Raw genomic sequence first — 13,065 nt, 5'->3', positions numbered from 1 at the left:
CCCCTTCCTCACGGCGGTGCCTTCGCCGGATTGGCTCGCATCGGTTGGCGAGCCGTCGTTACCCGGGCATCCCGCCCGCTTCGAACAACACCATGGCTTCCACATGGGCGGTCTGCGGGAACATGTCGAGAATGCCCGCTCTTGTCATGCGATAGCCCTGTCGGACCAACTCTCCCGCGTCCCGCGCCAGGGTGGCCGGATTGCAGGAGACATAGACCAGTCGCCCGATACCCAGGCCGCTGAGTTGCCGGACCACTTCCAGCGCACCGTCGCGCGGCGGATCCAGCAGCGCCAGCGAATGGCTGCCCAGATCGGCGGGTAGCGGGTTCGACAGGTCCACCTGTAGAAAGTGCGCGTTGCCGATGCCGTTGTCACGCGCATTTTGTATTGCCCGGGATGTCATCGCCGCGACCCCTTCGATCCCGGTGACGGCCGCGGCCTGCCGCGCCAGCGGCAAGGCGAAGTTGCCGAGGCCGGAGAAGAGATCGAGGACCCGGTCGTCGGCCTTGGGCGCCAGCCAGTCCAGCGCCTGGGCGACCATGGCTTCGTTGATGGCGGCATTGACCTGGACGAAGTCGCCCGGCTGATAGGCCAGCGTCAGGTCCCAGGGCGCCAGCCGATAGCCCAGCCTGGCGGCGGCCTGGTCCGGTTGCGGCTCGCCCTTGCCCTGCCACCAGAGCTGGACGCCGGCCGCCGCGCAGAAGTCGCGCAGGCGCGCCTGGTCACCCGGCAGCAGCGCCTGGGTATGGCGCACCAGCAAGGCGGTTGCCGTCCCCTGGAAGAGTTCGACATGTCCGATCGCCTGGGGCCGTTCCAGCCCGCTCAGCAGCTCCGGCAGCGCCCGCAGCAGGGGCTGCAGTTCCGGCACCAGCACCAGGCAGTCGTCGGGGGTGACGATGTCCTGGCTGGCTTCGGTGCGAAAGCCCACCTCCAGGCGGCCCTGGCGTTCGTCCCAGCGCACCGCGATGCGGGCGCGACGGCGATAGCCGAATTCGGGTCCGACCATGGGCGCGGCCCAGGCCAGCGGCTGCACCCCGGCCAGCCGGCGGAACTGCTCGGCCAGGGCCTCCTGCTTGAGGGTCAGCTGATCGGCATGGGGCAGGTGCTGCAGGGTGCAACCGCCGCAGCGGTCGGCCACGCTGCAGGGCGGCGTACGCCGCAGCGGACTGGCCTCCAGCACTCTAAGGGTACGGGCTTCGACCACCTGGCTGCGGGCACCGAGCACCCGCGCCTCGACCCGTTCGCCCGGCAGGGCGCCGGCGACGAACCAGGTCCGCCCGCCTTCGTGAGCGATGCCGCGCCCGTCATGGGACAGCCGCTCGATGCCCAGCAGCTGCCGTTTGCCGGTCGGTACCCCGGTCGCCCGGGCGCCACCGGCCGGCTGGAAGCGCAGTCCGCCACCGCCCCGCTTAGCGCGCGTCATAGACGCCGGTCGACAGGTAGCGATCGCCTCGGTCACAGATGATCGCGACGATCACCGCATTGTCCACTTCCCGGGCGATGCGCAGGGCGCCCGCCACCGAACCGCCGGACGACACGCCGCAGAAGATGCCTTCTTCCCGCGCCAGGCGGCGCATGGTGTCCTCGGCTTCCTGCTGGCCCATGTCGATGATGCGATCCACGCGGCTGGCCTCGTAGATCTTTGGCAGATAGGCCTCCGGCCAGCGACGGATGCCGGGGATGGCCGCGCCCTCCTCCGGCTGCAGACCGACGATCTGCACCTTGGGATTCTGCTCCTTGAGGTAGCGCGAGGTGCCCATGATGGTCCCGGTGGTGCCCATGGAGCTGACGAAATGGGTGATGCTGCCATGAGTCTGGCGCCAGATTTCCGGACCGGTACCCAGGTAGTGGGCCACCGGATTGTCGCCGTTGCCGAATTGATCGAGCACCTTGCCGCGGCCTTCGGCCTGCATGCGGGTGGCCAGATCCCGCGCCCCTTCCATGCCGTCTTCCCTGCTCACCAGGATCAACTCGGCGCCATAGGCGGTCATGGCCGCCTTGCGCTCGGCACTGGAGTTGTCGGGCATGATCAGGATCATGCGGTAGCCCATGATGGCCGCCGCCATGGCCAGAGCGATCCCGGTATTGCCGGAGGTGGCCTCGATCAGGGTATCCCCGGGCTGGATGTCGCCGCGGGCCTCGGCCTGGCGGATCATCGACAGCGCCGGGCGGTCCTTGACCGAGCCCGCCGGGTTGTTGCCTTCCAGCTTGAGCAGCACGGTACTGCGGGTGTCGCCGGCCAGGCGCTGCAGGCGCACCAGCGGTGTGTTACCGATGCAATCGGCGATGGTGGGATAGTGCAGACTCATGAATCAGCTCGTTCCGCCAAGGGTGAAAGCCTTCCATGATACTCCCAAAGCCCCGCTGACCCTACCCGTCCGGCGCCTGGCTAGGGTCGGCGCGTGGCGGCACCGTCGCTGGCCACTTCCAGGGCCGCGGGCAGGCTCACTGACAGCACGCCCTCCGGACCCAGGTTGGGACGTATCTCGGGCGTCACCTGCATCCCCGGCAGTCCGGCCAGACGCTCGGCCAGTCGCTTGGCGGCATCGGGCGCCACCTTGCGGGTCAGGTCCTCGGTACCGGAATACAGCCAGAGCTGCACCGGCCGGGCCCCGCCCACGCCCTGGAATTCCTGCGCGCGCTTGAGAATGAAGCCCTGCTGCCAGCCAAAGGCGACATCGCTCGCCACATAGCGCTGGAACGCCTGCGGCTGTCTATAAAGGGTGTCGAGCACGAAGAGGCCGCCGTAGCCATGGCCCCACAGCGTCTGGCGATTGGGGTCCACCGGCACGCTCTGGGTCAGCAGCGGCTTGATGCGCTGCTCGATCAGGTCGAGAAAGGCCCGCGAGCCTCCTGCCGGCCAGTCCTTGCGCACGTCATCGCGGGCGCGGCCATTGCCCACCGCCGGGGTGTAGTCGTAGGTGCGCTCCTGCATGGCGTCCGCGGCATCGGCGTAGCCGATCGCCACCAGCACCGGGGCACTCTTCAGCTTATGGGGCGACAGCCAGACATCCTGGAGTTGCGCCAGGGCGGCATCGCCATCGAGCAGGAACAGCGCGGGATAGCCCATCATCGGCGCCGGCTGCTTGGGAATGCCGATATAGACCCGATAGCGGCGCTTGCCATCCGCCGAGTCGAGCAGGTGCGTCTCGAAGCTGTAGTACATCGACCCCCGCTCCACCAGGGTGGTCTTCTTCGGCTCCTGGGCCTGGGTCGGCGCCAGCCAGCCGGTCCCCAGCAACAGGGCGCCCGCCAGCATCAGACTGCAACTCTTCTTCAAAGGATCTCCTCGAACGCAACCGCACCGGAACGACCGGCAGTCCCTACCAGACCGCCGATGGGGTCAATGGTTGTGCACCGCGGCCAGGGACCGTGGCAGCCTTCGCGGATTTTCTCGAATCAGAGCGCCAGGGGGTGCGACCCCTTTCGCAAAGACTCTCTTTACATTTGGTAAAGGGGTTAGACTGGCCAAATTTCCTTTGGGGGACGTGCAGTGCTGGACGAATTGGGACTCAAGGGGCGCATCCTGCTGTTGAGCGTCCTCCCGACCTGCTGCATGGCGGCCCTGCTGGGGGTCTACTTCAGCTGGGTGCAGCTGTCCGACATGCGCAGCCAGCTCATCGAGCACGGCCAGCTGGTGGCTCAGCAGATGGCGCCGCTCATCGCCCCGGCCATGCGCACCGGCGACAACGACCAGCTCAACCGCATCGCCCAGCGCGCCCTCGACCAGGCCGATGTCCGCGCCATCACCTTCCTGGATGCCGACGGCAACGTCCTCGCCCATGCCGGCCCCTCGATGACGGTGGAGCTCACCGGGCGCGACTACCAGACCATCAGCATGAGATCCGGTCTGGACATCACCCACTTCAACCTGCCGGTGCAGACCCACGACCTGCGCCTGACCCGCAGCGACGGCAGCCCGGCCACCCCCCAGACGCTGGGCTGGATCCAGCTCGAACTCTCCCATCACGCCACCCTGCTGCGCGGCTATCGCAACCTGGTGGCCGGCCTCCTGCTGATCCTGCTCGGCCTGGCCTTCACCGCCTTCATCGCGGTGCGCATGGGTCGGCGCATCAACCGACCGCTGCAGGTGATCGCCCAGGGCGTCAGCCAGCTGCAGGAAGGTCGCCTGGAGACCCGCCTGCCGACCCAGCTCGGCAGTCCCGAATTCGACGAACTGGCCACCGGCATCAATCGCATGGCCGAGGCCATGGAAAACGCCCAGTTCGAGATGCAGAACAACATCGACCAGGCCACCGAGGACGTGCGCCAGAATCTGGAGACCATCGAGATCCAGAACATCGAGCTGGATCTGGCGCGCAAGGCCGCGCTGGAGGCCAGCCGCATCAAGTCGGAATTCCTGGCCAACATGAGCCACGAGATCCGCACCCCGCTCAACGGCATCATCGGCTTCACCAACCTGATGCAGAAGAGCGAACTGACCCCGCGCCAGCAGGATTACCTGAGCACCATCCAGAATTCCGCCGAGAGCCTGCTGGGCATCATCAACGAGATCCTCGACTTCTCGAAGATCGAAGCCGGCAAGCTGGTGCTGGAGAATCTGCCGTTCAACCTGCGCGACATGATCCAGGACACCCTGACCATCCTGGCGCCCTCGGCCCATGAGAAGCACCTGGAACTGGTCTGCCTGGTCTATCGCGACACCCCGACCCACCTGGTCGGCGATCCGCAGCGTCTGCGCCAGGTGCTCACCAACCTGGTGAGCAATGCCATCAAGTTCACCCACTCCGGCACCATCGCCGTGCGTGCCATGGTCGAGGAAGAGACCGACGACCACGCCCAGCTGCGCATCAGCGTCCAGGACACCGGCGTCGGCCTCACCGACGAAGACCGGCAGATGCTGTTCCAGGCCTTCTCCCAGGCAGACAACTCCCTGACCCGCCAGGCCGGCGGCACCGGCCTCGGCCTGGTCATCTCCAAGCGCCTGATCGAGCAGATGGGCGGCGAGATCGGCCTGGAGAGCATCCCCGGCGAGGGCTCGGAATTCTGGATCACCCTCAACCTGCCGAAGGCCCACGGCAGCGTCGAGAGTCACAAGCGCATCGCCCTGGCCGGTCGCCGCGTCGGCCTGGTGGAGCCCCACCCCCTCACCCGCCAGGCGCTGCAGCACCAGCTGGAAGAATGCGGCCTGAGCGTGGAGCCGTTCGAGACCCTCGAGCAGCTCAGCGAAGCCGTCGCCCATCCGGCCTCCGGCAAGTTGCCGGTCAGCCTGGCGGTACTCGGCGTCAGCGCCCGCAGCATTCCGCCGGATCTGCTCACCGAGCGCATCTGGGAACTGGGCCGCCAGGACTGCAACACCCTGGTCTATTGCCCGACCACTGACCAGGCGGTCTTCCATGCCTCGCTGCCCGATGTCCATTGCCAGCTGCATTCCAAACCGGCCTGCAGTCGCAAGCTGGAGCAGGCGGTGGCCGAATTGCTCAACCAGCGGCCGCAGCGCAACGAAAGCGGTGGCCTGGGCATCACCGACCGCCCGCCGCGACTGCTCTGCGTGGACGACAATCCGGCCAACCTGCTGCTGGTGGAGACCCTGCTGACCGACCTGGGCGCCCAGGTCACGGCGGTGGAAAGCGGCTATGCCGCGGTGGAAGCGGTGCAGCAGGAGCGCTTCGACCTGGTGTTCATGGACGTGCAGATGCCCGGCATGGACGGACGCCAGGCCACCGAGGCGATCCGCGACTGGGAAGCCAGCGAGGGCGGCACCCCGGTGCCCATCGTCGCCCTCACCGCCCACGCCATGGCCAACGAGAAACGCGCGCTGCTGCAGAGCGGCATGGACGACTACCTCACCAAGCCGATCAGCGATCGGCAACTGGCCCAGGTCATCCTCAAGTGGACCGGCCTGCGCCTGCTGCACAGCTCGGCGCCCGAGGTCACCAGCCTCAACAGCGGTGGCCAGGACATCTCCACCCTGCCGGTAATGGATGCCGACGAAGGCCTGCGGCTGGCCGCCAACAAGCCGGATCTGGCCAAGGATCTCCTGAGCATGCTGCTCGCCTCCCTGGCCGCGGATCGCCAGGCCATCCGCCAGGCCCGCGAAGACGGCGATCGGATCGCCCTCATCGAGCGTGTCCACCGCCTGCATGGCGCTACCCGCTATTGCGGCGTACCCCAGCTGCGCGCGGCCTGCCAGCACAGCGAAACCCTGCTCAAACAGGGCGCTCCCACCTCCAGCCCGGCGCTGGAAGAACTGGACGCGGCCATCGTCAACCTGTCGACCCAGGCCAAGAGCCCGCTCTAGCGGGCTAGTCCTCGAACAGCCTCAGCTGCAGCGCCGCCTCGCGCAGATCGGTCAGGCGCACGCCCACGCCCAGCAGCCGTACCGGCCGATTGCCCCGTCGGTAGGCCTGCTCCAGCAGGCGCCGATAACTGTCGAGATCGCGACCGGCACCCTGCTGCTCCAGGGTGGTCTGGGTGAAGTCGTGGAATTTGACCTTGATGAAGGGCCGCTCCGGGCGATAGCGGTCCGCCAGCCGCGTCAGGCGCTCTTCGAGCTTGGCCAGCAAGTCGGGCAATTCCTGCGCACAGGCGGCAGCGTCGGGCAGGTCGCGGTCATAGGTGCGTTCCACGCTGGCCGACTGCCGCTGGCTGTCCACCTTGACCTGGCGCTCGTCAATGCCATGGGCCAGCGACCAGAGGCGCTCGCCGAAGCTGCCGAATTCGCGCAACAGATCGAAGCGCGACCAGGTCTGCAGATCGCTGCAGAGGACGATGCCGCGACGCTTGAGCTTGTCGGCGGTGACCTTGCCGACGCCGTGCAGCTTGGCCACCGGCAGCGCGGCGACGAAGTCAGCCACCTCGTGGGGAGCGATGACGAACAGCCCGTTGGGCTTTTTCCAGTCGCTGGCGATCTTGGCGAGAAACTTGTTAGGCGCGACGCCGGCGGACACCGTGATGTTGAGCTCCTGCCACACCCGACGGCGGATATCGCGGGCGATCAGGGTAGCGCTGCCATTGAACAGCTCGCACTGGGTGACATCCAGGTAGGCTTCGTCGAGGGACAGCGGCTCGATCAGCTCGGTGTAGTCCTGGAAGATCCCGTGGATCTGCCGCGACACCTCCTTGTAGACCTCGAAGCGCGGCTTGACGAACACCAGGTCGGGACAGAGTTTCTGCGCCTGATGGGAGGACATGGCCGAACGCACCCCGAAGGCCCGGGCTTCGTAGTTGCAGGTGGCGACCACCCCGCGGCGATCGGGGGTCCCGCCTACCGCCAGCGGCTTGCCGCCCAGGCGCGGATCGTCACGCATCTCGATGGACGCATAGAAGCAGTCACAGTCGACATGAATGATCTTGCGCTGGCGCTTGGGTGGGAGCTGGGCGAGAGAATTGTCCGGAGCCATGGGAGCAGATGCCGGGCCGGGCATGACGGCTGATTATCCGTACAGTAAGCCAAGACCGCCCGGATTTGTCCATGGCGAACGACGAATCACCCGTCAACCGACGTCTTGCAGCAGGCGTTGCCGGTGCACGACCTCTTCGCGCAGCTCATCGACCACCGCCTTGAGATCGTGGGCATGGTGCAGCTGATCGTAATAAAGGTGGCGTTCGGCGATCACGCCGTCGGGTGTGGTGATCATCAATCGTGCGAAATGCTCGCTGCGCTCGAAGAACTCGATGCGACCCAGGCCCTGGAGATGGTGGAGCAAGGTTTCCAGCAGGAGATTCATGGCGGCCCCTTGGACTTTCCTGGTCAAACGGTCCGGTCGCGCTGCCCATCGTCGAAAGGTGCACTCTCGTCGCCGGCGATGGCGGTCCGATCTTCTATATGGCCGGAGCGAACATGGCGGGACGTGGTGTCCAGCAATTCCTGCGCAGCGGCGCGGAGCGTCTGCATGTCGTCGACGAGCAATTCGACTTTCTCCACGACCTGAAGTGCCATCTCCGCCGCGCCTTTGGCACTGCTGCCGGTCAGCGCCAGGGAAAGATTGCACAACTGGGCGACCAGTGTCGCTATATCGTGATCCATCACGCGCATGATGCGCTGATCCAGACAACTCGAATCCTGGGAAGGCTGCATGAGGTTCTCCATAACACTCATCAAGGGTAGCACATGGCCACCACCCGCCTTAACCGCTTAGCGGCGTTTTGCTATCACCTTCTCACTTGATCGAAGAGGCACTCTCATCGGGTTTCCGGACTCTTTGCCGCCAGGACAGGTCGACTGAGGACGTACCTCTAGGAGAACCCTCATGAAACGCCCTCTACTCCTGTCTTCCACCCTGCTCCTCAGCCTCATGCTGGGTGGCTGCTTCGATCGCGACCAGTCGGATCAACAGAATCGCTCAAGCGGTGAAAAGGCATCCGTGCAGATGCAGAAAAGCGACGGCGACAAGTAGGCCCGCCCCTGCCTGGTAAATAAGCCTTTGATCGCTATTAAATTTTTCTTGACGAATTTTTTCTTGGCCCTATACTGAGCCCCATCGGACGCGGGATGGAGCAGTCTGGTAGCTCGTCGGGCTCATAACCCGAAGGTCGTTGGTTCAAATCCAGCTCCCGCAACCAAATTCGAAAAAACCACTCTCTTGAGTGGTTTTTTTTTGCGCTGAATTTGACCCGGTCAGATCCAAGCGGTGCGAACTTGGCAGCTGCAAGAGCTACAAAGGTTGGTATAGAGCTTTTTTATCTGTACAAGGCTTGGCAAACCGCGCGCGACCAGTAATCTGACGCGCGTTCCTGTCTAGAGGAGTTTGCATGACTGCACCTGATCCAGCCAAAGAGGTCTCCTCGAAGCCGGCATCCCCTGCGGACCACCCCGTAGCGCCCCCTCAAGCGCTACCCTGGCGCCTTCTGGAGCGGTTGACGGCCTATCGACAACCCATCGAACTGGGCGTCACCCTGGTACTGTTCGCCGCCGCCTTGGTGGTCTGCTGGCACCTGCTCAGCAGCATCGATGGCGAAGCCCTTCACGATGCCCTCCACGATATCCCCCATTCCTCGCTGATCGGCGCCCTCATCGCCGCGGCCGCCGGTTTCACCATCCTGCTCGGTTACGAGTGGTCGGCCATGCGCTTCGCCGACGTCAAGTTGCCGGCCCGAACCTGGACCATGGGTGGTCTTACCGCCTTCGCCATCGGCAACGCGATCGGCCTGTCCATGCTGTCCGGCGGCTCGGTGCGCTATCGCCTCTATGCCCGTCAGGGGCTCAGTGCCCTGGAAGTGGCGCAGATGACGGTATTCTCCAGTCTGGCGCTGGGCACCGCCCTGCCGCCGCTGGCCGCCATCGCCGCCCTGACCAACCTGCCGGCCTCCACCCAGGCCCTGCGCGTGCCGGAAGCGGTCATCGTCACGGTGGCTGCCCTGATCCTGATCGGCTATGCCGTGGGCATCCTGGCGCTGCGTCGCTGGCGCGCGCCCGAGCAGCCCTGCGCCCATGCCCTGCACTTCCGCATCGGCAAGCGCGCCCTGCGCCTGCCGACCCTGCGGCTGTCCGTGCTGCAGCTGGTGATCACCATCCTCGACGTGACCGCCGCCTCGATGGTGCTCTATCTATTGCTGCCCACGGCGCCGCCCTTCGGTGCCTTCCTGCTGGTCTACCTGCTGGCCCTGGCCGCCGGGGTCCTCAGCCATGTTCCGGGCGGTGTCGGCGTGTTCGAAGCGGTACTGCTGGCCGCCTTCGCCAATGAGCTGGGCGCCGCGCAGCTGGCCGCGGCGCTGGTGGTCTACCGCCTCTTCTATGTACTGCTGCCGTTCGTGATCGCCTGCCTGGTGCTGCTGTTCAGCGAAGGCCGGCGCCTGCTGTCGAACAGCCCGGCCGTACGGGTCGCCTCCGGCCTGGCCGCACCCATCCTCGCCATCCTGGTTTTTTTTTCTGGGGTGGTGCTGCTTTTTTCTGGGGTCACCCCTGAAATAGACACCCGCCTGGAGGGCATGGACTTCCTGCTCCCCCAGCGGCTGATCGATGCCTCCCACCTGGGCGCGAGCCTGATCGGCGTCGTCTGTCTATTGCTGGCGCAGGGATTGCGCCGGCGCCTCTCCGCGGCTTGGGCGGTGACCTTGGTTTTGCTGCTGCTGGGCTGCCTGCTGTCCCTGTTGAAAGGTTTCGACTGGGAGGAAGCCTCCATTCTGGCGATGACGGCCGCGCTGCTCGCCATCTTTCGTAAATCCTTCTATCGCCGCAGCCGGCTGATGGAGCAGCCCTTCTCGCCGCTGTATGTGACCGCCAGCATCTGCGTGGTCGCCGCCTCGGTGTGGCTGCTGCTGTTCGCCTACCAGGATGTCCCCTACGAAACGCGTCTGTGGTGGCAATTCGCGCTGGACGCCGATGCCCCGCGCGGCCTGCGGGCCGCCCTGGGCAGCTCCGTCCTGCTGCTGATCATCGCCCTGGGCTGGCTGCTGCGCGCCGCGCCGCCGCCCATCGAAGCGCCCACCGGCGCCGAGCTCGAGCGCGCCTTCGGCATCGTGCGCAAGTCCAGCCAGCCGGATGGCGGCCTGGTGATGACCGGGGACAAGGCCCTGCTCTTCCACGAAAGCGACGATGCCTTCCTGATGTACGGACGGCGGGGCCGCAGCCTGATCGCCCTGTTCGATCCCATCGGCCGCTCCCAGCCCCGCGCCGAGCTGATCTGGAAATTCCGCGACCTCTGCGACCTGCACCATGCACGCCCGGTGTTCTACCAGGTACGGGCGGAGAACCTGCCCTTCTACATGGACATCGGTCTCACCGCGCTCAAGCTCGGCGAAGAGGCGCGGGTCGACTTGCATGCCTTCGATCTCGACAGCAAGGGCAAGAAGGACCTCAGATACACCTGGAATCGTGGTCAGCGCGATGGCCTGGCCATCGAATTCCACGCCCCGGGCGAGGCGCCCCTGGACGAGCTCAAGGCCATCTCCGACGTCTGGCTGGAAAGCAAGCAGGTGCGCGAGAAGGGCTTTTCCCTGGGTCGCTTCGATCCGACCTATCTCAGGCACTTCCGCATCGCCGTGGTGCGCTTCCAGGGCAAGGCGGTGGCCTTCGCCAATCTCCTGGAGACCGAACGCCCGGATCTGGCCAGCATCGACCTGATGCGGGTCACCGCGGATGCGCCCAAGCAGACCATGGAATTCCTCATGCTCGGGCTGATCCTGCACTTCAAGGCCGCCGGCTTCGCGCGCTTCTCGCTGGGCATGGTCCCGCTGGCCGGCCTGCATCCCCGCCGCGGCGCCCCCATCACCCAGCGTCTGGGCGCCATGGTGTTCAGACGTGGCGAACAGTTCTATAACTTCCAGGGGTTGCGCCGCTTCAAGGACAAGTTCGATCCGGAATGGGAACCGCGCTACATGGCGGTCCCCGCCGGCCTGGATCCCTTGGTCGCCTTCGCCGATACCGCCGCCCTAATCGCCGGGGGTTATACCGGCCTGGTCAAACGTTGAGACTCCTATGCTGAAACGTGCACTCGCAGTACTGCTCGTCATCCTGCTGATCGCGGGGGGCCTCGGCTGGTGGTGGCTCCATCGCTGGCCCTCGGCGCCCCAGGTCAAGGTCATGGCGCAGCCGGACGGTCGCCTGCTGACCATGGCCGCGCCCAAGGGCGAGCCACACGCTCGCGTGGTTCTGGCCACACCTGCGGATCTGCAGCTGGCGGACGCCGATCTGCTGGGGCTGGCGACCAACACCGGCGCCGAGATCGTCCAGTACGAGGTCCAGGTCTCCAACAACTGCCAGGCGCAGAACGACGACTTCGCCAACGCCGCCAAGCAGCTGAGCGGCGCGCCGACCTTTGTCGGCGGCATCGGCCCGGGCGCTGCCCGCGCCTGGCGCTGGCTGGCCACCCAGGACAACCCGAAGGCCGCCGCCCTGAGCGTTGGCTTCAACCTGGAAACCCTGGATTGCCCGGACGCCCTGCCCGCCAAGGCGGCAGCCGGCCAGTGGCACATCGCCTGGAACGATCATCCGACCGATGATTCGGCGATCTTCGTGCGTCAGCAGAGCAATGCCGACCTGACCATCGCCGACTACGGCACCGCCCTGCCGGTGGTGCTGCGTACCCAGCTCAAGAACCGCCTGCTGGGTCAGCACAACGACATCCCGACCATCGAGATGCCGGCCGATCCCGACGTCAAGCCCGGCCATCCCGACGTGGTGACCATCTTCTACTCCGGTGACGGCGGCTGGCGCGACATCGACCGGCTCTCCGCCCAGGCCATGAACGAAGCGGGCTATCCGGTGGTGGGTGTGGATGCGCTGCGCTACTTCTGGCAGCACAAGAGCCCGGAACAGGTGGCCGCCGACCTGGCCAACCTGATGCAGGAATACCGCGAGAAGTGGAACGCCAAGCACTTCGTGCTGGCTGGTTACTCCTTTGGCGCCGATATCCTGCCGGCGGTCTACAACCGCCTGCCCAAGGCGGATCAGGACCAGGTGACCTCGCTGCTGCTGCTGGCCTTCAGCCGCAAGAGCAACTTCGAGATCGCCGTGGAAGGCTGGCTGGGCAAGCCGGGTGACGAAGCCGACACCCTGCCGGAAACCAGCAAGATCCCCGCCGCCAAGCTGTTCTGCGTCTATGGCGAGGAAGAGAAGGACGACAGCGGTTGCACCCAGCCGGGCCAGCCGGGTGAGAAGCTGGGGCGTCCGGGCGGTCACCACTTCGACGAGAACTACGACAAGCTGGCCGACTTCATGGTCAAGGCCATCGAGGCCCGTACGCCGCAATAGCGTATCCCGTCCGGGCCTGCGGGCCCGGACGAACGGCCGGAACAAGGAGCCGGTCTCCCGCGGTCTATGGCTGCAACAGCCACGGAGACCCCCGACATGAGCACACCGCTTTCCGCCGATGCCGCCAGCAAGATCCTGGTGGATGCCTTCCAACCCCTTGGCTGCGTGGTGTCGTCCGGTGCGGATGGCCATGACCTGGCACTGGGCGTGGTGGATGCCCAGGGCAAGACGCTCTATACCGAAGAACAGCTCGGCGAAGCGGACTACGCCGATCCCCTGCGCCTGGCCGGCTACATCGGCACGGTACGCAGCGAGCTGGAGAGCCGGGGCCAGACCCTCGACAGCTGGCAGATGCCCTTCATCACCGATCCCGACGCCCTCCCCCCGCCAGTGTTCAACTAGGCAAAGAA

General features: G+C 65.9%; 11 protein-coding genes and 1 tRNA gene. 6 read left to right on the top strand and 6 right to left on the bottom strand.

The window, feature by feature from the left end; all coding sequences use genetic code 11:
• Positions 1 to 58: 58 nt before the first annotated feature.
• The 3 genes from rlmD to ACZ5R1_RS08595 form a co-directional block, all read right to left on the bottom strand.
• A complete protein-coding gene (gene rlmD, locus ACZ5R1_RS08605; RefSeq protein WP_288504472.1) occupies positions 59 to 1,423 on the bottom strand; it encodes a 23S rRNA (uracil(1939)-C(5))-methyltransferase RlmD in 1,365 nt (454 codons plus the stop codon).
• Positions 1,410 to 2,309, bottom strand: a complete 900-nt coding sequence (gene cysM / locus ACZ5R1_RS08600; protein WP_007158967.1) for a cysteine synthase CysM — start codon at positions 2,307 to 2,309, stop codon at positions 1,410 to 1,412. The genes rlmD and cysM overlap by 14 nt, the downstream gene beginning before the upstream one ends.
• A gap of 80 nt (positions 2,310 to 2,389) precedes the next feature.
• Positions 2,390 to 3,280 (bottom strand): alpha/beta hydrolase, encoded by an 891-nt coding sequence (locus ACZ5R1_RS08595; RefSeq protein ID WP_169742403.1) that lies wholly within the window; start codon positions 3,278 to 3,280, stop codon positions 2,390 to 2,392.
• 213 nt (positions 3,281 to 3,493) lie between these two features.
• On the opposite strand from ACZ5R1_RS08595, the gene ACZ5R1_RS08590 reads away from it, so the two are divergent.
• Entirely contained in the window at positions 3,494 to 6,262 is a 2,769-nt protein-coding gene (locus ACZ5R1_RS08590; RefSeq protein ID WP_007158969.1) for a response regulator, read from the top strand.
• 4 nt (positions 6,263 to 6,266) lie between these two features.
• Here ACZ5R1_RS08590 and dinB read toward each other — a convergent pair whose 3' ends face one another.
• The 3 genes from dinB to ACZ5R1_RS08575 form a co-directional block, all read right to left on the bottom strand.
• Positions 6,267 to 7,364: a DNA polymerase IV gene (gene dinB / locus ACZ5R1_RS08585; RefSeq protein WP_007158970.1), complete on the bottom strand. Its 1,098-nt coding sequence runs from the start codon at positions 7,362 to 7,364 to the stop codon at positions 6,267 to 6,269.
• A gap of 93 nt (positions 7,365 to 7,457) precedes the next feature.
• On the bottom strand, positions 7,458 to 7,691 hold the full coding sequence (locus ACZ5R1_RS08580; RefSeq protein WP_007158971.1) for a hypothetical protein: 234 nt from the start codon (positions 7,689 to 7,691) through the stop codon (positions 7,458 to 7,460).
• Positions 7,692 to 7,714: 23 nt separating this feature from the next.
• Positions 7,715 to 8,041 carry a hypothetical protein gene (locus ACZ5R1_RS08575; protein WP_042133380.1) on the bottom strand — a complete coding sequence of 109 codons (327 nt, stop codon included), beginning with the start codon at positions 8,039 to 8,041 and terminating at the stop codon, positions 7,715 to 7,717.
• A gap of 172 nt (positions 8,042 to 8,213) precedes the next feature.
• Between ACZ5R1_RS08575 and ACZ5R1_RS08570 the strand changes: the two genes are divergently transcribed.
• From ACZ5R1_RS08570 to ACZ5R1_RS08550, 5 genes are all read left to right on the top strand, one after another.
• Positions 8,214 to 8,360, top strand: a complete 147-nt coding sequence (locus ACZ5R1_RS08570; protein ID WP_278895450.1) for a hypothetical protein — start codon at positions 8,214 to 8,216, stop codon at positions 8,358 to 8,360.
• Positions 8,361 to 8,449: 89 nt separating this feature from the next.
• Positions 8,450 to 8,526: transfer RNA gene (locus ACZ5R1_RS08565), tRNA-Met, on the top strand.
• Between the two features lie 189 nt (positions 8,527 to 8,715).
• The gene (gene mprF / locus ACZ5R1_RS08560) at positions 8,716 to 11,373 is read left to right on the top strand and encodes a bifunctional lysylphosphatidylglycerol flippase/synthetase MprF (RefSeq protein WP_027599857.1); all 2,658 of its coding nucleotides are present in this window, start codon (positions 8,716 to 8,718) and stop codon (positions 11,371 to 11,373) included.
• Positions 11,374 to 11,380: 7 nt separating this feature from the next.
• On the top strand, positions 11,381 to 12,655 hold the full coding sequence (locus ACZ5R1_RS08555) for a virulence factor family protein (protein WP_007158974.1): 1,275 nt from the start codon (positions 11,381 to 11,383) through the stop codon (positions 12,653 to 12,655).
• 96 nt (positions 12,656 to 12,751) lie between these two features.
• Entirely contained in the window at positions 12,752 to 13,057 is a 306-nt protein-coding gene (locus ACZ5R1_RS08550) for a hypothetical protein (protein ID WP_027599859.1), read from the top strand.
• Positions 13,058 to 13,065 lie beyond the last annotated feature (8 nt).

It is taken from the genome of Pseudomonas sp. Pso3 (genome assembly GCF_055393275.1).
This window is presented reverse-complemented; position numbering and strand designations above follow the sequence as displayed.

Bases quoted from the DNA above. Each gene is read 5' to 3' on its own strand.
- rlmD (WP_288504472.1), bottom strand. From the start codon at position 1,423: ATGACGCGCGCTAAGCGGGGCGGTGGCGGACTGCGCTTCCAGCCGGCC.
- cysM (WP_007158967.1), bottom strand. From the start codon at position 2,309: ATGAGTCTGCACTATCCCACCATCGCCGATTGCATCGGTAACACACCG.
- dinB (WP_007158970.1), bottom strand. From the start codon at position 7,364: ATGGCTCCGGACAATTCTCTCGCCCAGCTCCCACCCAAGCGCCAGCGC.
- ACZ5R1_RS08580 (WP_007158971.1), bottom strand. From the start codon at position 7,691: ATGAATCTCCTGCTGGAAACCTTGCTCCACCATCTCCAGGGCCTGGGT.
- ACZ5R1_RS08575 (WP_042133380.1), bottom strand. From the start codon at position 8,041: ATGCAGCCTTCCCAGGATTCGAGTTGTCTGGATCAGCGCATCATGCGC.
- ACZ5R1_RS08570 (WP_278895450.1), top strand. From the start codon at position 8,214: ATGAAACGCCCTCTACTCCTGTCTTCCACCCTGCTCCTCAGCCTCATG.
- mprF (WP_027599857.1), top strand. From the start codon at position 8,716: ATGACTGCACCTGATCCAGCCAAAGAGGTCTCCTCGAAGCCGGCATCC.
- ACZ5R1_RS08555 (WP_007158974.1), top strand. From the start codon at position 11,381: ATGCTGAAACGTGCACTCGCAGTACTGCTCGTCATCCTGCTGATCGCG.
- ACZ5R1_RS08550 (WP_027599859.1), top strand. From the start codon at position 12,752: ATGAGCACACCGCTTTCCGCCGATGCCGCCAGCAAGATCCTGGTGGAT.